This window comes from Demequina silvatica, from assembly GCF_000971215.1.
GTDB classification, from domain to species: domain Bacteria; phylum Actinomycetota; class Actinomycetes; order Actinomycetales; family Demequinaceae; genus Demequina; species Demequina silvatica.
In genome coordinates, this window is sequence record NZ_BBMA01000007.1 from 57,272 (window position 1) to 76,840 (window position 19,569).

19 protein-coding genes are annotated in these 19,569 nt (G+C 72.8%); 16 read left to right on the forward strand and 3 right to left on the reverse strand.

The window, feature by feature from the left end:
• Positions 1–19: 19 nt before the first annotated feature.
• Positions 20–346, forward strand: a complete 327-nt coding sequence (locus AOM05_RS10835; RefSeq protein ID WP_062522139.1) for a hypothetical protein — start codon at positions 20–22, stop codon at positions 344–346.
• Between the two features lie 67 nt (positions 347–413).
• Here AOM05_RS10835 and AOM05_RS10840 read toward each other — a convergent pair whose 3' ends face one another.
• Entirely contained in the window at positions 414–1,376 is a 963-nt protein-coding gene (locus AOM05_RS10840; protein ID WP_062522141.1) for an aldo/keto reductase, read from the reverse strand.
• Between the two features lie 67 nt (positions 1,377–1,443).
• Between AOM05_RS10840 and AOM05_RS10845 the strand changes: the two genes are divergently transcribed.
• Entirely contained in the window at positions 1,444–2,304 is an 861-nt protein-coding gene (locus tag AOM05_RS10845) for an undecaprenyl-diphosphate phosphatase (RefSeq protein WP_062522143.1), read from the forward strand.
• Between the two features lie 41 nt (positions 2,305–2,345).
• Here AOM05_RS10845 and AOM05_RS10850 read toward each other — a convergent pair whose 3' ends face one another.
• Positions 2,346–3,212 (reverse strand): PAC2 family protein, encoded by an 867-nt coding sequence (locus tag AOM05_RS10850; RefSeq protein WP_062522145.1) that lies wholly within the window; start codon positions 3,210–3,212, stop codon positions 2,346–2,348.
• 24 nt (positions 3,213–3,236) lie between these two features.
• On the opposite strand from AOM05_RS10850, the gene AOM05_RS10855 reads away from it, so the two are divergent.
• Entirely contained in the window at positions 3,237–3,926 is a 690-nt protein-coding gene (locus AOM05_RS10855) for an HAD family hydrolase (RefSeq protein WP_062522147.1), read from the forward strand.
• 79 nt (positions 3,927–4,005) lie between these two features.
• Here AOM05_RS10855 and AOM05_RS10860 read toward each other — a convergent pair whose 3' ends face one another.
• Entirely contained in the window at positions 4,006–4,839 is an 834-nt protein-coding gene (locus AOM05_RS10860) for a RecB family exonuclease (protein WP_062522149.1), read from the reverse strand.
• A 114-nt stretch (positions 4,840–4,953) separates the two neighbouring features.
• Here AOM05_RS10860 and AOM05_RS10865 point away from each other — a divergent pair, with 114 nt between their 5' ends.
• From AOM05_RS10865 to AOM05_RS10925, 13 genes are all read left to right on the forward strand, one after another.
• A complete protein-coding gene (locus tag AOM05_RS10865) occupies positions 4,954–6,069 on the forward strand; it encodes a M50 family metallopeptidase (protein ID WP_062522150.1) in 1,116 nt (371 codons plus the stop codon).
• An 83-nt stretch (positions 6,070–6,152) separates the two neighbouring features.
• Positions 6,153–7,160 carry a tRNA (adenine-N1)-methyltransferase gene (locus AOM05_RS10870; protein ID WP_062522152.1) on the forward strand — a complete coding sequence of 336 codons (1,008 nt, stop codon included), beginning with the start codon at positions 6,153–6,155 and terminating at the stop codon, positions 7,158–7,160.
• A gap of 2 nt (positions 7,161–7,162) precedes the next feature.
• Positions 7,163–8,569, forward strand: coding sequence for a proteasome ATPase (gene arc / locus AOM05_RS10875; RefSeq protein WP_228373277.1), 1,407 nt, complete (start codon positions 7,163–7,165; stop codon positions 8,567–8,569).
• Position 8,570: 1 nt separating this feature from the next.
• A complete protein-coding gene (gene dop, locus AOM05_RS10880) occupies positions 8,571–10,085 on the forward strand; it encodes a depupylase/deamidase Dop (RefSeq protein ID WP_062522156.1) in 1,515 nt (504 codons plus the stop codon).
• 10 nt (positions 10,086–10,095) lie between these two features.
• Positions 10,096–10,284: a ubiquitin-like protein Pup gene (locus AOM05_RS10885; protein ID WP_062522158.1), complete on the forward strand. Its 189-nt coding sequence runs from the start codon at positions 10,096–10,098 to the stop codon at positions 10,282–10,284.
• A gap of 20 nt (positions 10,285–10,304) precedes the next feature.
• A complete protein-coding gene (gene pafA / locus AOM05_RS10890; protein ID WP_062522160.1) occupies positions 10,305–11,714 on the forward strand; it encodes a Pup--protein ligase in 1,410 nt (469 codons plus the stop codon).
• Positions 11,715–11,754: 40 nt separating this feature from the next.
• Entirely contained in the window at positions 11,755–12,678 is a 924-nt protein-coding gene (locus AOM05_RS10895; RefSeq protein WP_062522163.1) for an FKBP-type peptidyl-prolyl cis-trans isomerase, read from the forward strand.
• Positions 12,678–13,448 carry an imidazole glycerol phosphate synthase subunit HisF gene (gene hisF / locus AOM05_RS10900; RefSeq protein ID WP_062522164.1) on the forward strand — a complete coding sequence of 257 codons (771 nt, stop codon included), beginning with the start codon at positions 12,678–12,680 and terminating at the stop codon, positions 13,446–13,448. Before AOM05_RS10895 ends, hisF begins: the two co-directional genes overlap by 1 nt.
• A complete protein-coding gene (locus AOM05_RS10905) occupies positions 13,445–15,313 on the forward strand; it encodes an ABC transporter ATP-binding protein (RefSeq protein ID WP_062522166.1) in 1,869 nt (622 codons plus the stop codon). Before hisF ends, AOM05_RS10905 begins: the two co-directional genes overlap by 4 nt.
• On the forward strand, positions 15,310–17,085 hold the full coding sequence (locus AOM05_RS10910) for an ABC transporter ATP-binding protein (protein WP_062522168.1): 1,776 nt from the start codon (positions 15,310–15,312) through the stop codon (positions 17,083–17,085). Before AOM05_RS10905 ends, AOM05_RS10910 begins: the two co-directional genes overlap by 4 nt.
• A 125-nt stretch (positions 17,086–17,210) precedes the next feature.
• Complete coding sequence (locus tag AOM05_RS10915; protein WP_062522169.1) at positions 17,211–17,594, forward strand: hypothetical protein; 384 nt, start codon at positions 17,211–17,213, stop codon at positions 17,592–17,594.
• A 54-nt stretch (positions 17,595–17,648) separates the two neighbouring features.
• Complete coding sequence (hisI, locus tag AOM05_RS10920) at positions 17,649–18,017, forward strand: phosphoribosyl-AMP cyclohydrolase (protein ID WP_062522170.1); 369 nt, start codon at positions 17,649–17,651, stop codon at positions 18,015–18,017.
• Entirely contained in the window at positions 18,014–19,561 is a 1,548-nt protein-coding gene (locus AOM05_RS10925; protein ID WP_062522171.1) for an anthranilate synthase component I, read from the forward strand. Before hisI ends, AOM05_RS10925 begins: the two co-directional genes overlap by 4 nt.
• Positions 19,562–19,569: the final 8 nt, after the last annotated feature.

Here is a 19,569-nt window from a genome sequence, read left to right on the forward strand (position 1 = left end):
CGCGGGTAACGTCATAGCCATGGATTCCCAGGCGCACGAGGCGCTGAGGCTGTTGATCGCCGCATACGAGGAGCACCTCGCCGCCATCCTGGCCCGCCGCGGCGACGCGGACGTGGCCGTCGACGACGCGTACGACTCGTTGGCCGACGCCTTCGACCGGTACGAGGCCGTGCTGGACGTCGAGTATGGGGAGACGCTGCCGATGCTGCTCGACGACCTCGAGATGGAGGACGCGGGCGACGGCGAAGGGGACGAGGAGGACGAGGACGACGACGGCCTCGACCCCCACGCCGGCGAGGACGAGGACGCGCTCGACGACGACCTCGACGACTTCCAGCTGCGCTGACCGTCCGTGGGGGCGGCACCGCCGCGCGCGCACGGACCCCAGGCTGCGAGGCTCGTGCGCGCCGTGATCACCGGCGCTCCGGGTATCCCAGGTCGATCGCGGAGACCTCGTCGAGGGCGTCCACGATGGCCGGCGGCAGTTTGAGGGTGGCGGCGGCGAGCGAGGGGAGCAGCTGCTCCGCGGTCCGCGCCCCCACCACCGCGGAGGCGACGAAGGGTCGCGCCAGCACCCACGCGAGCGCGGTCTCCTGGGGTGTCACGCCGAGGCCCTCGGACGCGATCGCCAACGCCTCCACGATGGATCCGGCACGGTCGTCGAGGTACGGCTCGACGAACCCGGCCAGGTGCTCGGACGCGGCGCGCGAGTCCGCGGGGATCGCGGCACGGTACTTGCCGGTGAGCACGCCGCGTCCCAGCGGCGACCACGCCATCACGCCCAGCCCGATCGCCTGGGCGGCGGGCACCACCTCGCGCTCGATACCGCGCTGGAGCAGCGAGTACTCGACCTGGGTGGTCGCGAGCGTGGGACGCCGGTCCGCGAGCGTCGCGATGCGCGCGGTCGCCCAGCCGGGGTAGTTGGAGACACCCACGTACCGGGCGCGGCCGGAGTTCACCGCAATCTCGAGCGCGTGCAGCGTCTCGTCGAGCGGGGTGCCGGCGTCGAACTGGTGGACCAGCCACACGTCGACGTGGTCGGTGCCGAGCCGCGCGAGCGAGGCGTCCAGCGTGTCGAGCATGGTGTCGCGCGACGCGTCGACCATGCCGCCGTGCGCGGTGCGCCGGATGCCGGCCTTGGTGCAGATCTGCACGTCGGCGCGCGAGACGGAGCCGCCCAGCATGCGGCCGATCAGCTCCTCCGCGCCGCCGTCCGCGTAGGACGCCGCCGTGTCGAGCAGCGTGCCGCCCGCGTCGAGGAACGCGTCGAGCTGGCCGCCCGCCTGCTCCGCGTCGGTGTCGCGGCTCCACGTCATGGTGCCGAGCGCCACACGCGACACCTCGAGACCCGTGGTGCCGATCCGTGCGCGCTGCATGGGGGTGACGCTACCGAAGGTCGGCGGCGTCACCGGCGCGCAACACGCGGGCACTAAGGTTGCCGCCATGGGTTGGTGGGAAGCGGTCATCCTCGGGCTGGTGCAGGGACTCACGGAGTTCCTGCCGATCTCCTCGAGCGCGCACATCCGTGTCATCGGCGCGCTGCTGCCGCACGGCGAGGACCCGGGCGCCGCCTTCACTGCGATCATCCAGATCGGCACCGAGGCCGCGGTGATCCTCTACTTCTGGAAGGACATCACCCGCATCGTCGCCTCGTGGTTCCGCGCGCTGTTCGGCCGCGACGGCGCCGACTGGAAGGCGCGCATGGGCGCGCACAACGCGGACGCCCGCATGGGCTGGTGGGTGATCCTCGGATCGTTCCCGATCGTGATCCTGGGCGTGCTGTTCAAGGACACCATCGAGACGAGCCTGCGCAACCTCTACATCACCGTGGTGGTGCTCGCCGGCTTCGCGTGCGTGCTGTGGATCGCGGACCGGATCGGCGCCAAGCGCCGCAACCTCGACGACATCACCGTCAAGGACGCGATCCTGCTCGGCTTCGCGCAGGCCATGGCGCTCATCCCCGGCGTCTCCCGTTCGGGCGGCACCATCACCATGGGTCTCTTCCTCGGCATGACGCGCGAGGCCGCGGCCCGCGTCTCGTTCCTGCTGGCGATCCCGGCGGTGATGGGGTCCGGCTTCTTCGAGCTGTTCACCGAGTGGGACACGCTCGGCGCGGAGGGCTCGCCCGGCTTCCTCAACACCGCGATCGCGACCGTGGTCGCGTTCGGCGTCGGCTACGCGGTGATCGTGTGGTTCCTCAAGCTCGTCTCGACGCACAGCTACACGCCGTTCGTCATCTACCGGATCGCCGCGTCCGGCGCGATCCTGGGCCTGCTCACCGCCGGCGCCATCAGCGCGACCTGACCCGCGCATCGTCCCTTCTGGAGGGACGATGCGGCGGTCGCCTACGCCTTCCCGTTGCCCAGGTCGCGGCGGCGCAGGAACTTCTCGAACTCGGCGGCGATCGCGTCTCCGGACGCCTCGGGCAGGCTGGTCTCGTCCATCACGGACTCGAGCTGCTCGACGTGGGCGGCGATCTCCTCGTCCTCGTCGGTGAGCTCGTCGGCGCCGGCCTGCCACGCGTCGACCTCGTCGGGCAGCTCGCCGAGCTCGATCGGCTCGCCGAGGAAGCGCTCGAGCTGCGACAGGATCGACACGGTCGCCTTGGGGCTCGGCGGGTGCGCGATGTAGTGCGGCACGCCCACCCACACGGAGATCACGGTGATGCCGCGCAGCGCCGCCTCGTGGCCCAGCACGCCGAGCACCCCGGTGGGGCCCTCGTAATCGGAGCGCTCGAGGTCGAACGCCTCGCGGGCGCGCGCGTCCTCGCTGGTGACGAACGTGGGTAGCGGGCGCGTGTGCGGGGCGTCGACCAGCAGCGCGCCGCACGTGATGAGCGTCTTGACGTCGAGGTCCTCCGCGTAGTCGAGGATCTCGCGGCAGAAGCGGCGCCACCGCATCGACGGCTCGATGCCGCGCACCAGCGCGATCTCGCGGTCGCCCACCCAGGGGCCGTTCGCGGTCGAGATGACGGTGCCGGGCCAGGAGACCACGCGCTCGCCGCCCGCGAGGGTCTGGATGCTCGGGCGGCTCACCTGGAAGTCGTGGTACTCCTCGGGGTCGAGCGCCGCGTACTCGCGCGCCTGCCACGCCGTGGCGAGGTGGTCGAGCGCGGAGGACGCGGCCGAGCCGGCGTCGTTCCATCCCTCGAACGCTGCGATCATCACGGACTGGTCGGCTGCCAGGGCTACGGGGTCGCTCTCGGCTGTCATTGCGCCAGCCTAGACTGGCGCCATATGAATGAGAAGGCGACGCTCCCGGCCGCCGTGCTGTGGGACATGGACGGCACGCTCATCGATTCGGAGCCCTATTGGATCGGCGCCGAGATCGAGCTCGCGAGGAAGTTCGGCGTGGGCTGGACTCACGAGGACGGGCTCCAGCTGGTGGGCAACCCGCTGTCCGTGAGCGCGCAGATCATGATCGACCGCGGCGTCGCGCTCGAGCCGGACGAGATCATCACGTACCTGGTGGGCCGCGTGACGGCCCAGGTGCGCCAGCGCACACCCTGGATGGACGATGCGCGGGCACTGCTGGACGCCGTGGTGTCCGCGGGCATCCCGTGCGCCCTCGTGACGATGTCCTACGCGATGCTGGCCGAGGCGTTCGTGTCGCGCGCGCCCGATGCGTTCGCGGTGGTGGTGACGGGCGACGAGGTCACGCACGGCAAGCCCCATCCCGAGCCGTACCTCACGGCCGCCGCGCGACTGGGGGTCGACGTCGCGGACTGCGTCGCGATCGAGGACTCGCCGGCGGGCGTGGGCTCCGCGCTGGCGTCGGGGGCGGCGACGGTGGGCGTGCGGCGGCTGGTGCCCATGCAGCCCAGGCCGGGACTGAGCAGGGTGCGGTCGCTCGCCGGGCTCGACGTCGCCGCGCTGGGACGGATCCTGGCAGGGGAGACTGTCGACCAGCTCGGGGCGGACGTCTAGGCGACGCTGAGTTCCCCGCAGGAGGAGCAAACCTTCCGAAACCGTCAGTCACTTCCCCATAGCGCGCTCGGGTGGGGTGTTAGGCGGTCGCCGGGCGGACACCCAGGGCACGCTCGACGGCGTCCGGATCGAGCGGGAGCTCCGTGCCGCCGAACTCGGGGCACTGCTCCTGGAAGCTGCACCACCCGCACAGCGCGGTGCGGCGCGTCCGGAATCGTCCGGCCTCCGCGGCGGCGGTGATCTCCGCCCAGATCTCGCGGATCTCGTGCTCGATCCGGGCGATGTCGTCCCCCGTGGGGCGGATCTCGAGGCGGCCGCCGTCCTTGAGGAACAGCAGCTGCAGCAGCGCGGGGCGGCGCGCGCGCAGGCGCTCGACCACCAGCGCGTAGAAGCGCATCTGGAAGCGCTCCTTCTTCTCCCCGTAGCGCGGGTCCGGCGTCTTGCCCGTCTTGTAGTCGACGATCCGGATGGAGCCGTCCGGCGCAATGTCGATGCGGTCGATGATGCCGCGCAGCAGCGGGCCGTCCTCGAGCTGCAGCTCCACGAACTCCTCCCGCGCGGCCGGCTCGAGGCGCTGCGGGTTCTCGAGCTCGAAGTAGGTGGCGAGGCGGGTGCGACCGTCGGCGAGCCACGCCTGCTCCGCGGCAGGGTCCGGATGCAGCTCCGCGAGCTCGGGCTGCTTGGCCAGCATCGCGCGCCACTGCGGCTCGAGCCGGTCCTGGGCCGCGGCCACGGTGCGCTCGCGCGCCGGGAGGTCGTAGAGCTTCTCGAGCACCGCGTGCACCAGGGTGCCGAGCGTCGCTGCCGCCGACGGCGCCTCGGGCAGGCGGTCCACCGTGCGGTAGCGGAACAGCAGCGGGCACTGCTGGAAGTCGCCTGCGCGGGAGGGCGAGAGTGCGGGCGGTCGAGGCATGCGACCACCCTAGAGCCAGCCTCCGACAGCCTCCCCGTGATCCCCAGGCGCGCACGGTCGCGGACGGCGCGCGTCGCGCAGGGGCCGTCGGCGGCGCCCACTAGCGTGGTCCCCATGAGCCAGCCCCCGACCCGCGCCCGCAAGCCTCGCGGCATCACGCTCGGGCGCGTCCTGGGCGCGCGCATCGTCCTCATGCCGTCGACCATCGTGATGGCGCTCATCCTCGCGGTGTTCTACGCGGCGGACGAGGACGGCTTCAGCCGCCAGGGGTTCTCTATCGGTCTCGCTGTCGCGCTGCTGCTGTTCGTGTCGGTGTTCCTCCACGAGCTCGCCCACACCGCCGCCGCGCGGGGCTTCAAGCGCGAGGTCGACGAGATCGTGCTGACGTTCTTCGGCGGGCACACGCAGTTCCGCAGCGCGGACCCGCGCCCGCTCGAGATCGGCGTGATCGCCGCCGCGGGCCCGCTCACCAACGCCGTGATCGGCGCCCTCGCGCTGGCCGCGTCCGGCGCGCTCGACGGCATGGCCGGCCGGATCGTGCTGTACGCGGGCGCGCTCAACCTCATCCTTGCGGGCTTCAACGCGCTGCCCGGCTCGCCGCTCGACGGCGGGCGCGTGGTCAACGCGATCGTGTGGGCGGTCTCGGGCGACCGGTGGAAGGGCCACCGGTGGGCGGCACAGGGCGGGCGCATCGTCGCGATCGGCGTGATCGTGGTCGCGGTGGGGCTGCCGATCCTGCGCGGCGGCCAGGTCGACTTCGTCGCCGCGATCTGGGCGATGTTCCTCTTCTCCGTCATCTGGCCCGCTGCGAGCGCCGAGCTGCGCGCGGCGACCGTGCTGGGCAGGCGCGAGAACGTCACCGCGCTGTCGCTCGCCGCCCCCGCGGTGGGCATCCCCTACGACGCCACGGTCGCGCAGGCGCGCGAGATCGCCGCCCGCGCGCAGGCCCGCGAGGTGGTGGTGCTCGCCGCGGACGGCCAGGCGGCCGGCCACTTCCCGGTCGCGCTCACCGAGGCCGTGCCCGAGGAGGCGCGCGCCCAGACGCGGCTCATGTCCGTCACCATGCCGCTGGTGCGCGGCGCCCAGATCCCCGCGACGGCCACGGGGGAGCGCCTGGTCGAGGCGGTGGTGCCGTGGTTCGGCCGCACCGACGTCCTCGTGGTGGTCGACGAGCACGGCATCCCCGTCGGGATCGCGAAGCTCGACGAGATCAGGGACGCGCTGAGCTGACGCGGGACGATGCGCGGCGGACCGGGCACGACGGGTCCGGCCGGGCCGTCGGTGGCCCCCGACCCGCGCCCTAGACTGGCCGCATGACCCAGACCTCCGAGCCCGTCGGCGCGTCCGAGCGCAGGGGCCCGCTCCGCGCCGGCGACCGCGTCCAGCTGACCGACGCCAAGGGCCGCCACCACACGATCATCCTCACGCCGGGCAAGCAGTTCCACACGCACCGCGGCCTGTTCCACCACGACGACGTCATCGGGCAGCCCGAGGGCACCGTCGTGACCAACACCGCGGGCTTCGACTACCTGGTGCTGCGCCCGCTGCTGAGCGACTTCGTGCTGTCCATGCCGCGCGGAGCCGCCGTGGTCTATCCCAAGGACGCCGGGCAGATCGTCCAGATGGCGGACATCTACCCGGGCGCCCGCGTGGTCGAGGCGGGAGTCGGCTCCGGCGCTCTCACGATGTCGCTGCTGCGCGCGGTCGGAGACGCCGGGCGGCTGGTGAGCATCGAGCGTCGCGAGGACTTCGCGGACATCGCGCGCGCCAACGTCGAGTCCCACTTCGGCGGCCCGCACCCGGCGTGGCGCCTCGAGATCGGCGATTTCGCGGACCGCGTGGGCGACGCGTTCGAGGCCGGCACCGTCGACCGCATCATCCTCGACATGCTCGCCCCGTGGGAGAACATCGACGCGGCGGCCGATGCGCTCGCCCCGGGCGGCGTGTTCCTCGCCTACGTCGCGACCACCACGCAGCTGTCCCGCCTCGCGGAGGACCTGCGCGAGCACGGCGGATACACGGAGCCCCGCGCGTGGGAGTCGATGGTGCGCACGTGGCACCTCGAGGGCCTCGCGGTGCGCCCCGACCACCGCATGATCGGCCACACCGGCTTCCTGCTCACCGCACGCCGCATGGCGCCCGGCGTCGAGCCGCCGCGACGCACCCGCCGTCCGGCGAAGGGCTCGTACCCGACGACCGACGGCGAGTGGAGCCCCGAGGACCTGGGCGAGCGTCCCGTGAGCGAGAAGAAGATCCGCAAGGTGCGCCGCGACGCGACAGCGGCCGCGCCCTCGGCTGACACCGCCGCAGGGGAGGAGTGATGGTGGCCGAGGCTCAGGACCTGATCGCGCGCCTCGAGCGCCAGAACAACGAGCTCCAGCGGCTCCTCACGCTCGCGCGCGACCAGATCGGCGAGATGCGCGAGAAGCTCGCCGAGGCGTCGCAGCCGCCGCAGACGTTCGCGACGTTCGTCGAGTGGTCGGGACGCAACGCGGACGTGGTCTCCAGCGGCCGCCGCCTGCGCGTCGCCGTGCTGCCCACGCTCGAGGCGGACCTGAGCCCCGGCGACGAGGTGCTGCTCAACGCCATGTCCGTGGTGGTCGACGTCGCCAGGCCGGACCGCACCGGCCAGGCCGCGATCGTCCGCGAGGTCGTCGACGAGGACCGCCTGCTGGTGGTCTCGCGCGGCGAGGACGAGCGCGTGGTGACCCTCGTCGGTGGCGACGCCGCACGCCGCGTCCACGAGGGCGACACCGTGATCATCGACCCGCGCACCGGCTTCGCCACGGAGAAGGTCGAGCGCACCGGCGTCGAGGCGCTGCTCCTCGAGGAGGTGCCCGACATCGACTACTCGTCGATCGGCGGCCTCACCCCGCAGATCGAGCGCATCCGCGACGCGATCGAACTGCCCCTGGTCCACCCCGAGCTCTACCGTGAACACGCGCTGCGTCCCCCGCGCGGCCTGCTGCTCTACGGTCCGCCCGGCTGCGGCAAGACCCTCATCGCGAAGGCCGTCGCGCACTCGCTCGCGGAGGCGGTGGGCGCGGACCGCTCCTACTTCCTCTCCGTCAAAGGCCCCGAGCTGCTCAACAAGTACGTGGGCGAGACCGAGCGCTACATCCGCACCATCTTCGAGCGCGCCCGCGCCAAGGCGCACTCCGGCGCCCCCGTGGTGGTGTTCTTCGACGAGATGGACGCGCTGTTCCGCGCCCGCGGCTCCGGCGTGAGCTCCGACATGGAGACCACGATCGTCCCGCAGCTGCTTACGGAGCTCGACGGCGTCGAGGCGCTGGGCAACGTCATCGTGATCGGTGCGTCGAACCGCGAGGACATGATCGACCCCGCGATCCTGCGCCCCGGCCGCCTCGACGTGAAGATCGAGATCTCGCGCCCCAGCCCCGAGGCCACGGCGGACATCTTCGGCAAGTACCTCACGGCGGACCTGCCGCTCGCGCAGGCGGAGCTCGACGCGCACGGCGGCGACCGCGCCGCCACCGCGCGGGCGCTCATCGACGCGGGCGTGGGCCGCATCTTCGCCCACGCGGACGCGTCGCGCCACGTGTCGGGCGCCGTGGTCCGCAACGTGGTCGACCGCGCCAAGACCTCCGCCATCAAGGGCGTGGTCGCCGGGCACGCGAAGGGCCTCACGCGCGCCCACCTCGAGCACGCAGCCGACCAGGAGCTCGCCGAGGCGCGCGCCGTCGCCGCGGGCACGCTCGCGGGGGAGTGACGTGCGGGTCGTCGGCATCGAGACCGAGTACGGCATCGTCGATCCCGCCGAGCCGCGCGCCAACCCCATCCTGCTGTCCTCGCGCCTGGTGACGGCGTGCCGGGCGTGGGCGGGGGAGCGCACCAGCCGGTGGGACTACGGCGGCGAGGACCCGCTGCAGGACCAGCGCGGCTTCCGCCGCTCGCGCCTGGGCGCCTCCGCGGACCTCCTGACGGATTCCGCCGAGTACGATGCGGCGGCCGGGCGGGTGACCCTGCGTCGCCGCCGCGGGTCGTGGGAGGACCCTGCCCACCTCAACGCGGTGCTCGCCAACGGCGCCCGCTTCTACGTGGACCACGCCCACCCCGAGTACAGCGGTCCCGAGGTCACGGGCGCCCGCGACGCGGTGATCTGGGACCGGGCGGGCGACGCGATCGCGCTCGCCGCAGCCACGCGGTACGCGGAGGACGAGGACGGCGAGGTCCACCTCTACAAGAACAACGTCGACGGCAAGGGCGCCTCGTACGGCACCCACGAGAACTTCCTGGTCGCCCGCGCGGTGGCGTTCGACGACCTCGCGCGCCGCCTCACGCCCCATCTGGTGACCCGGCAGGTCTTCACGGGCGCCGGGCGCGTGGGGCTCGGCCAGTTCGGCGAGGAGCCGGGCTTCCAGCTGTCGCAGCGCGCGGACTACATGGAGGCCGAGGTGGGCCTCGAGACCACCCTGCGCCGGCCCATCGTCAACACCCGCGACGAGCCGCACGCCACCCGCGACAAGTACCGCCGCCTGCACGTCATCATCGGCGACGCCAACCTCTTCGACGTCGCGACCTACCTCAAGATCGGGACCACCTCGCTGGTGCTCGCCGCCATCGAGGCGCAGGACGAGCGCCTCGACGAGCTCGAGCTCGCGCATCCCGTGGAGGCCGTGCAGGAGGTATCGCGCGATGTCTCGCTCCGCCGCCGCATCGTCCTGGCCTCCGGCGAGGCCGCCACGGCCCTCGAGCTCCAGCGCGCCCTCCTCGAGATCTGCCGCACCTACGCCGCCGACGCCGGCGACGCCGCCGTGCTCGCCCGCTGGGAGGGCGTGCTCGAGCGGCTCGGCGCGGACCTCTTCAGCGCCGCGCGCGAGGTCGAGTGGGTCGCCAAGCTCCAGCTGCTGGGCAGGTTGCGGTCGCGGCACGTCTCGGAGGATCACCCCGACGGCCTGCCGTGGGACGATGCGCGGCTCGCCGCTGCCGACCTCCAATGGAGCCGTCTGGGGGACGGGTGGGCGACGCGGCTCGCGCAGGCGGGCCAGGTGGAGCGGCTCGCGACCGAGGACGAGGTCGCGGCGGCCGCCATCACGGCGCCCCAGGACACCCGTGCGCGCCTGCGGGGAGGCATCGTCTCCGCGCGGCCCGACCTGGTCGACGCGGCCGGCTGGTCCACCGTGGTGCTCGACCGCGAGACCGACCACGGGCACCTCGAGGTGGTGCATCTCGACGAGCCCGGCGCGGCGCGTCACCCCCTCCTCGACGCCCTGATCGACGGATAGACTCGCGAGCATGGCCCAGCTCAACGCGCAAGGACAGCCCTACGAGGACGACGCCCCGGAGCCGGAGGCGCCCGCGCCCGCCGCGGCGGCGACCGCCTCGAGCGACGCGCTCGACGACCTTCTCGCGGAGATCGACGGCTCGCTCCAGGTCAACGCCGAGCAGTTCGTGCGGTCCTTCGTCCAGAAGGGCGGCCAGTAGCCTCCCGCGGGCCACGCACCATGCTCTCCACCGACATCCCGCCGCCGCTCGACGTCGACCCCGCCCGCCGCATCTTCGGGCTCGAGACCGAGTTCGGCCTGCACCTCGACACCGGCGCCGCGCGTCCCGTCACGCCCGAGGAGGTCGCCGGCCACCTGTTCCACTCCGTGGTGCAGTGGGGCCGATCCTCCAACGTGTTCCTGCCCAACGCGTCCCGCCTGTACATCGACGTGGGCGCGCACCCCGAGTACGCGACCGCCGAGTGCGACACCCTCACGGACCTCATCGCGCTCGACAAGGCCGGCGAGCGGATCGTCCACGACCTCGTGGCCGGGGGAGAGCAGCGCCTGCGCGACGCCGGCGTGGACGGCACCATCCACCTCTACAAGAACAACACCGACTCCGCGGGCAACAGCTACGGCTGCCACGAGAACTACCTGGTGCGCCGCCGTGCGGACTTCAAGGCGTTCGCATCCGCGCTGCTGCCGTTCCTGGTGACCAGGCAGATCGTCACGGGCGCGGGCACCATCACACGCACCCCGTCGGGCGCCCACTACAGCTTCTCGCCGCGCGCGGACCACATGTGGGAGGGGCTGAGCTCCGCCACCACCCGGTCGCGGCCCATGATCAACACGCGCGACGAGCCCCACGCGAACGCGGAGCTCTACCGCCGCATGCACGTGATCGTGGGCGACTCGACCATGGCGGAGCCCACCACGCTGCTCAAGATGGGCGCCACCGACCTGGTGCTGCGCCTCATGGAGGCGCGCGTGGTGCTGCCCGAGCTCACGCTCGCGCGGGAGATGCAGGCCATCCGCGACGTCGCGCACGACCTCACGGGCGCCGCGACCGTCGAGCTCACCGACGGCCGCAGGCTCACCGCGGTCGAGGTGCAGCAGACGTACATCGACCTGGTGCGCTCGCACCTGGGCGGCGTGATCGCCCCCACGGCGGAGGTCGACCGGATCCTCGACCTGTGGCAGCGCGGCGTCGACGCGGTGCGCACGCAGGACTTCTCCGGCGTCGAGACGGAGCTCGACTGGGCGATCAAGCACCGCCTGGTGATGCGCTACCGCGAGCGGCTGGGCTGCGACCTCGACGACGCGCGGCTGGCGCGGCTCGAGCTCGCGTTCCACGACGTCTCTCCCGAGCGCGGCGTGTTCGCCAAGCTGCAGGAGCAGGGGCTGGCCCGGCGCATCGTCTCCGACGCGGACATCGAGCGCGCCATGACCACCGCGCCGCAGACCACGCGGGCCCGCCTGCGAGGCGAGTTCGTCACCAAGGCGCTCGCCTCGGGGCGTGACTTCACGGTGGACTGGGTGCACCTGAAGATCGCAGGCTCCTCCGGCACGACGGTCCTGCTCAAGGACCCGTTCCGCACCGAGGACGCGCGTGTCGACGCGCTCATCGAGGCCCTCGACCCGGCCTGACCGGCCGTAGACTCTTACGGTCCCGAAAGGAATCCCTCACATGCGTCGTCTCGTCGTGCTCGCGCTCGCCCTGGTGCCCCTGGCACTCGGGGCGTGCACAGCCGCGCCGTCCGAGACCGACCCGAGCGTGTCCCCGTCCGGCGACATCTCCGACATCGTGATCGGCGGCTCCGACACGCTCGCACCGTCGCTCGAGTTCACGCCCGGCCTGGACTACGCGGAGGAGCAGTCGACCGTGGTGTGGGACGGCGACGGCGAGTACCTTCAGGACGGCGAGCCGCTGCTGCTCGACATCTACGGCGCCTCGCTCGACGACGGCACCACGCTGATCAACACCTACGACGGGCTGCCGCGGTCCTTCCTGCTCGCCCCCGAGGTGGTGGGCGAGGAGCTGTACGACCGCCTGCTCGACGTGCGGGTGGGCGCGCGCCTGCTGGTGGTGGCGCCGCCTGGCTTCGAGTCCGAGGCCGAGGCGCCCATCGCGATGGTGATCGACGTCCTGCCCGACCACGCCGTGGGCACCGAGGTCGAGGCGAGCCCCGACCTGCCCGAGGTGACCCGCCACAAGACCACGGGCGAGCCGTCCGTGACCATCCCGAAGCAGTCGCCCCCCACCGACCTCCAGGTCGCGACCCTCATCCAGGGCTCCGGCCCGCAGGTGAAGGAGGGGTCCTTCCTCACCGTCAACTACACCGCCTGGTACTGGTCGGACGGCAAGGGCGCGGACGGCAAGTGGCGCAAGGGCGACGTGCTCGACTCGTCGTGGCCCGTCGAGGCGGCCCCCTTCGAGCTGCAGATCGGGTCCGGCCAGGTGATCAGGGGCCTCGACGAGGGCCTGCTCGACCAGACGGCCGGATCGCAGGTCGAGCTCGTGGTGCCCGCGAGCTACGGCTACGCCGACAAGGGCACGCTCGTGTTCGTCGTCGACATCCTCGACGTGTTCAACCCGGAAGGAGACGCCTGATGGGTGTCGCCGTGCGTGTGATCCCCTGCCTCGACGTCGACGCGGGCCGCGTGGTCAAGGGCGTCAACTTCGAGAACCTCCGCGACGCGGGCGACCCCGTCGAGCTCGCCGCCGCATACGGCGCCGCGGGCGCGGACGAGGTCACGTTCCTCGACGTCACCGCGTCCTCCGGCAACCGCGAGACCACCTACGACGTGGTGCGCCGCACCGCGGAGCAGGTGTTCGTGCCCCTCACCGTGGGCGGAGGCGTGCGTGCGCCCGAGGACGTGGACCGGCTGCTGCGCGCGGGCGCGGACAAGGTGGGCGTCAACACGGCCGCGATCGCGCGCCCCGAGCTCATCTCCGAGATCGCCCGCCGCTTCGGCAACCAGGTGCTGGTCCTGTCCGTCGACGCGCGCCGCGTGCGCGACGGCGTGGAGACGCCCTCGGGCTTCGAGGTGACCACGCACGGCGGCCGCCAGGGCACCGGCATCGACGCCGTCGAGTGGGCGCGCCGCGGCGCGGAGCTCGGCGCGGGCGAGATCCTGCTCAACTCGATGGACGCCGACGGCACCACCGACGGCTTCGACCTCGAGATGCTTGCGCGCGTGCGCGACGTGGTGGACGTGCCGCTGATCGCCTCCGGAGGCGCCGGCACCGTCGACCACTTCGTCGCCGCCGCGCAGGCCGGCGCGGACGCGGTGCTCGCCGCGTCCGTCTTCCACTTCGGCACGCTCACGATTCAGGAGGTCAAGGACGCGATGCGGGCGGCGGGGGTCGAGGTTCGATGACGTCACGCGATCAGGCGCGCCGGTACGAGGTCTCCGGCCGCTTCACCAGGAAGGCTGCCCAGCTGCTGATCCACGCGGTCCGCGAGCAGCCGTGGCAGTTCGGCATCGCGGTCGCCGCCGCGGCGGCGTTCAGCCTGCTCACCGTGCTGTTCGGCACCCTGCTGGGCGACGTCACCGACCAGGTGGTCATCCCCGCCGCCGCAGGCGAGCCCATCCAGGGCTACTGGGGCGAGCGCACGCAGGACCCGAAGGCCGCGATCTGGCTGGTGGGCGGCGCGTTCGTGCTCATCGGCCTCGCCAACGCCGTGCTGGTCGGCATGCGCCGCACCGTGCAGGGCTTCGGCGTCGCGGGCGTGGGCGCGAGCCACCGCCGGGTGGTGGCCGATGCGCTGGCATCGCTGCCGCTCGGATGGCACCGGTCCAACCCGTCGGGCCGCATGCTGTCCGCGATGTCCTCCGACTCGGAGACCGCGACCTCCCCGCTGCACCCCTTCGCGTTCACCGTCGGATCGTTCGTCATGATGATCGCCGCGGGCTGGTCCATGTGGCGCATGGATCCGTGGCTGGCGGTCACGGGCCTCGCCGTGGTGCCCATCATCTTCGCGATCAACGTGGCGTACGAGAAGGTCATCACGCCACGCTGGGACCTGGGCCAGAGCCTGCGCGCCGACGTCGCGACCATCGCACACGAGAGCTTCGAGGGCGGCACCGTGGTCAAGGCGCTCGGCGCCGAGGACCGCGAGACCGCGCGCTTCGCACGCGCCGCCAACGACCTGCGCGACGCCGACACGCGCGTGGGCCACACCTCCGCGTGGTTCGAGCCGCTCATGGACGTGATCGTGCCGCTCGGCGCGGTGGCCCTCATGGTCGTCGGCGCGATGCGCGCCTCCGTGGGCGCCGTCTCCGTCGGAGACGTCGTGTCCGCGATCTACCTGGTCACGCTCATGGCCGTGCCGATCCGCGGCCTCGGATGGGTGCTCGGGCAGATGCCGCAGGCGCTCGTCGCGTTCACGCGCATCGGCGACATCGCACGCGCCGCCACCGAGGTCGACGAGCCCGGCCACACCGAGATCGCGACCGCCGGCGCCGGCGGCGTCCGCTTCGACAACGCCTCGATCGCGGCCGACGACGGCGACGGCGAGCTGTCCGTCATCCTGCAGGACGTCTCGCTCGAGCTGCGCCCCGGCACCGTCACCGCCCTGGTGGGGTCGACGGGCTCCGGCAAGTCCACCGTCGCGCTGGCGGCCGCCCGTCTCGCGCGCCCCTCGACGGGCTCCGTCACCCTCGACGGGACGGAGCTCGAGGCGATCGCGCGGCTGGGCGACCACGTCGCGCTCGTGCCCCAGACGGCCTTCGTGTTCGCCGGCACCGTGCGCGACAACGTCACGCTCGGCGCCGACTTCACGGACGACGAGGTGTGGGACGCCCTGCGCCGCGCCAACGTGGTCGACGTGGTCGAGCGCCTCGCGCGCGACGGCAGCACCGGCCTCGACGCCGTGCTCGCCGAGCGCGGCATGAACCTCTCGGGCGGCCAACGCCAACGCCTCGCGCTCGCCCGCGCGCTCGTGCGGCGCCCGCGCGTGCTCGTGCTCGACGACGCGACCAGCGCCGTCGACCCGCGCGTCGAGCGGGAGATCCTCACCGGATTGGCGGGGGAGGACGGCCCCACCGTGCTCGTCATCGCCTACCGGCTGGCGTCGATCCTGCTGGCCGACCACATCGTCCACGTCGACCGCGGCCGCGTGGTCGACGCCGGCGCCCACACGGAGCTGATCACGCGCGACGCCGGCTACCGCGAGCTGGTGCTCGCCTACGAGGAGGACTCCCGCCGTCAGGCCGAGGAGCAGGCGGGATACGTCGGATGAACGAGCAGATGACCATGCGCCGGCTGTTCCGGCGCGGCCTCCAGCTGAGCCCCGAGTTCCGCAAGGGCCTCGGCGTGACCCTCACGCTCGCGGCCATCGCCGCCTCGGGACGCGCCGCGACGCCGTTCCTCACCCAGCGCGTCACCGACCTGGGGTTGCTCGCGCCAGGCGGGGTCGACATCGGCCTCGTGGCGGCCTACGCGGCCGGCGGAGCCGTGGTGCTCATCATCGCCGCGTCCCTGTCGTACGTGGTCCGCCGCCGCATGGTGACGGCCGCGGAGGCGGGTCTCGCGACGCTGCGCATCCGCGCGTTCGGCAAGGTCCACGAGCTGTCGGTGCTCACCCAGAACGAGGAGCAGCGGGGCCGCTACGTCTCGCGCGTCACGGGCGACGTCGAGACCATGCGCGACCTCATGCAGTGGACGGGCGCCGCCATGATCATCTCGGCGATGGAGGCCGCCGTGGTCTTCGCCGTGATGCTCGCCTACTCGTGGCAGCTCGCGCTGATCGTCCTGGTCGCGTTCGTCCCCATGTCGCTCACGCTCGCGTGGATCCAGCCGCGCATCAGCGAGGCCTTCTCGCGCGTCCGCGGCCGCATGGCCGACCTCATGGGGCGCACGTCCGAGCAGCTCGTCGGCGTCTCGACCATCCGCGCCTACGGCGTCCAGCAGCGCATGCGCGACCAGCTGGGCGGCGACATCGACGCGATCCTCGCCGCGGAGAAGCGCGCCTCGATGCTCGCCTCGGTGACGTTCTCCTCGACCGCGTTCGGCCAGTCGCTCGCGACCGGCATCGCGCTCGTCGGCGGCACGCACCTCGCCCTGGCCGGCGAGATCAGCGTCGGCACCGTCGTCGCGTTCGCGTTCCTCGTCTACATGTTCGCGGGCCCGCTCATGTGGATCATCGAGATGCTCGCGGAGATGCAGCGCGCGCTCGTCGGCTGGCGCCGCGTGGTCGAGCTGGTCGACGAGGACATCACCATCCCCGACCCCGGCGCGGACGGCACCGCCATCCCGCACGGCCGCGGAGACCTCGCCATGGACGGCATCCGCCTTACGTACCCGGGCGGGCCGGAGGTGCTCAAGGGCATCGACCTGCACCTGCCCGCGGGCAAGCGCCTCGCGCTCGTCGGCACCACGGGCTCGGGCAAGACCTCGCTCGCGCGCCTGATGTCCCGCTTCTTCGACCCCACCGAGGGCACCGTCCGGGTCGGCGGCGTCGACCTGCGCGAGGTGCCCATGGGCTCGCTGCGCCGCTCGGTCGCGGTGGTGCCCCAGGAGGGGTTCCTGTTCGACGGCTCCGTGCTGTCGAACCTGCACTACGCGGTCCCCGACGCCGACTCGGAGGAGCTGCGCAGCCGCGCCATGGCCGCGTTCGAGTCGCTGGGTCTCGAGGGCTGGATCAAGGTCCTCCCGCACGGGCTCGACACCCACGTGGGTCCGCGCGGCGAGCTGCTCTCGGCGGGCGAGCGCCAGCTAGTGTCGATCGCGCGCGCCTACCTGCGCGACCCCGACCTGCTCATCCTCGACGAGGCCACCTCCGCGGTCGACCCCGCCACCGAGGTGCGCATCTCGCGCGCGCTCGAGTCGCTCATGCAGGGCCGCACCGCCGTGGTGATCGCGCACCGCCTGTCGACCGCCGAGCGCGCCGACGTCGTGGGCGTGATGGAGCACGGCGAGCTCATCGAGCTCGGCCACCACGACGAGCTGGTCGCGGCCGGCGGCACGTACGCCGGCCTCCACGAGGCCTGGGTGGCCCAGACGCGGGACTGAACCGGCGCATCGTCCCTTCGGGGTGTGGGGCAACTCACGCCGTGTCGCACTGGCGCGGGGGGACGATGCGGTGGTGAGATCGGAACGGGCGCCCGGCCGGGCGGCCGGCTGGGGGAGGAGCAGCGGTGGAGTCGTTGGCAGCGAGCGTGCGCGGGCTGCGTCGCGAGGCGTACGAGGCGCACCTGGTGCGGCTGTCGACGCTCACGGTGCGCGAGGTGGTGGCGCTGTCGAAGGCGCGCCGCCTGGGGCTGACCGAGGTGTTCGACGTGCTCGCCGACACCGACTTCCTGGTGAGCGACTGGCATCCCGCGTGGCGCGAGGCGCACGAGGCCGTGCGGCGCGTGTCCGCGGAGCTCGGGCTCGACGGCCTGCCGATCGTGTGCGACGCCGCCGCGGACGCTGCGGCATGCCAGGCGCTGGCGCGGCTGTTCGGCTCCGACGTGGGCATCGACATCCACGTGAAGCTGTCCGAGCCGTGGCGGTTCGTGATGGAGCGCGGCGCGCGCTGAGCCCCGCCCGCACGGTGCGCACCGTCCGGGGCGCGCCGTGGAAGGATGGTCCGCATGCCGCTCGACGCTGACATCGCTGCGCGCCTCAAGCGCGACCCCGCCGGACTCGTCTGCGCCGTGGTGCAGCAGCACGACACCCGCGAGGTCCTCATGGTCGCGTGGATGAACGACGAGGCGCTCCACGAGACCCTCACCACCGGCCGCGCCGTGTACTGGAGCCGCTCGCGCCAGGAGCTGTGGCGCAAGGGCGACACCTCGGGCAACGTGCAGCGCGTGGTGCGCGTCAGCCTCGACTGCGACGGCGACGCGCTCCTGCTCGAGGTCGACCAGCAGGGCCCCGCCTGCCACACCGGCACCCGCACCTGCTTCGAGGCCGGGGGAGACCTGGGCGCCGTGGACGGGCTCGCCGGGGCGACGCCGTGACCGCCGTGCGCGTGGAGTGGGGCCAGACGTGGCCGTCGCTCGACGGGTTCGTGGAGCTGGGCCGCTCGCACCGGGTGGTCCCCGTGGTGCGCCGCCTGCTGGCGGACTCGCTCACGCCCGTGGCGGTCTACCGCGCCCTCGCGCAGGAGCGGCCCGGCACGTTCATCCTCGAGTCCGCGGAGCCCGACGGCTCGCGTGCGCGGTTCTCCTTCGTGGGCGTGCGCAGCCGCGCGATGCTCACGGTGGACGGGGACGATGCGCGGTGGAGCGGCGACGTGCCCGTGGGCCTCGCCGACGGGGCACCCCTCCCGGCAATCGCGCAGGTGCTCAGGGAGATGCGCTCCGAGGCCATCGACGGGCTCCCGCCCCTCACGGGCGGCATGGTGGGCGTGCTCGGGTGGGACATCATCCGGCAGTGGGAGCCCACGCTGCCCATGAAGGCGCCCCGCGAGATCGACGTGCCCGATGTGCTGCTGCTGCTCGCGACGGACATCGCGGCGATCGACCACCGCGACGGCTCGGTGTGGCTCATCGCCAACGCGGTCAACGCGGACGCGCAGGAGTCGGGCATCGAGAACGCGTACGCGGACGCCGTCGCGCGGCTCGACCGCATGCAGCGCGACCTCGCCTCCGCCGCACCCGGCCCGGTGTCCGTCCTCGACGACGGGGGCGAGCCGGAGGTAACCCAGCGCAGCGCGCCGGGGGAGTACGAGGCCGCGGTCGCGTTCGCGAAGGAGGCGATCCGCGACGGCGAGGTGTTCCAGATGGTGCCCTCGCAGCGCTTCGACCTGCCCTGCGAGGCGAGCCCGCTCGAGGTGTACCGCGTGCTGCGCACGCTCAACCCGAGCCCGTACATGTACTACTTCCAGCTCGAGGACGACCGCGGCCGCGAGTTCGCGGTGGTGGGGGCGAGCCCCGAGTCGCTGTGCACGGTGAAGGACGGCCGCGTGTCGACCTTCCCGATCGCGGGCTCGCGCCCGCGCGGCGCCACCCCGGCCGAGGACCGTGCCCTCCAGGAGGAGCTGCTCGCGGACCCCAAGGAGGTGGCCGAGCACGTGATGCTCGTCGACCTCGCGCGCAACGACCTGGTCAAGGTGTGCGAGCCCACCTCCGTGGAGGTGGTCGAGTTCATGACCGTCAACCGCTACTCGCACATCATGCACATCTGCTCGACGGTGGTGGGCACGCTCGAGGCCCCGCACGGCGCGCTCGACGCGTTCACGGCGGTGTTCCCGGCCGGCACCCTCTCGGGCGCCCCGAAGCCGCGGGCGATCGCGCTGATCGACGAGATCGAGCCCACGCGCCGCGCCTTCTACGGCGGCGCCGTGGGGTATCTCGACTTCGCGGGCAACATGGACATGGCGATCGCCATCCGCACCGCGCTGATCGAGGACGGCACCGCCCACGTGCAGGCCGGCGCCGGGATCGTCGCGGACTCCGTGCCCGCCACCGAGGACGCCGAGACCAAGCACAAGGCGGCCGCGATGATCCGCGCGATCGCCACCGCATCGCGCCTGGTCGAGTCCCGCGCTTCGCTAGACTGACGCCCAGC

Excerpts from the sequence above, each read along its gene's own strand:
- AOM05_RS10835 (WP_062522139.1), top strand. The coding sequence starts at position 20 with ATGGATTCCCAGGCGCACGAGGCGCTGAGGCTGTTGATCGCCGCATAC.
- AOM05_RS10840 (WP_062522141.1), bottom strand. The coding sequence starts at position 1,376 with ATGCAGCGCGCACGGATCGGCACCACGGGTCTCGAGGTGTCGCGTGTG.
- AOM05_RS10845 (WP_062522143.1), top strand. The coding sequence starts at position 1,444 with ATGGGTTGGTGGGAAGCGGTCATCCTCGGGCTGGTGCAGGGACTCACG.
- AOM05_RS10850 (WP_062522145.1), bottom strand. The coding sequence starts at position 3,212 with ATGACAGCCGAGAGCGACCCCGTAGCCCTGGCAGCCGACCAGTCCGTG.
- AOM05_RS10855 (WP_062522147.1), top strand. The coding sequence starts at position 3,237 with ATGAATGAGAAGGCGACGCTCCCGGCCGCCGTGCTGTGGGACATGGAC.
- AOM05_RS10860 (WP_062522149.1), bottom strand. The coding sequence starts at position 4,839 with ATGCCTCGACCGCCCGCACTCTCGCCCTCCCGCGCAGGCGACTTCCAG.
- AOM05_RS10865 (WP_062522150.1), top strand. The coding sequence starts at position 4,954 with ATGAGCCAGCCCCCGACCCGCGCCCGCAAGCCTCGCGGCATCACGCTC.
- AOM05_RS10870 (WP_062522152.1), top strand. The coding sequence starts at position 6,153 with ATGACCCAGACCTCCGAGCCCGTCGGCGCGTCCGAGCGCAGGGGCCCG.
- AOM05_RS10885 (WP_062522158.1), top strand. The coding sequence starts at position 10,096 with ATGGCCCAGCTCAACGCGCAAGGACAGCCCTACGAGGACGACGCCCCG.
- pafA (WP_062522160.1), top strand. The coding sequence starts at position 10,305 with ATGCTCTCCACCGACATCCCGCCGCCGCTCGACGTCGACCCCGCCCGC.
- AOM05_RS10895 (WP_062522163.1), top strand. The coding sequence starts at position 11,755 with ATGCGTCGTCTCGTCGTGCTCGCGCTCGCCCTGGTGCCCCTGGCACTC.
- hisF (WP_062522164.1), top strand. The coding sequence starts at position 12,678 with ATGGGTGTCGCCGTGCGTGTGATCCCCTGCCTCGACGTCGACGCGGGC.
- AOM05_RS10905 (WP_062522166.1), top strand. The coding sequence starts at position 13,445 with ATGACGTCACGCGATCAGGCGCGCCGGTACGAGGTCTCCGGCCGCTTC.
- AOM05_RS10910 (WP_062522168.1), top strand. The coding sequence starts at position 15,310 with ATGAACGAGCAGATGACCATGCGCCGGCTGTTCCGGCGCGGCCTCCAG.
- hisI (WP_062522170.1), top strand. The coding sequence starts at position 17,649 with ATGCCGCTCGACGCTGACATCGCTGCGCGCCTCAAGCGCGACCCCGCC.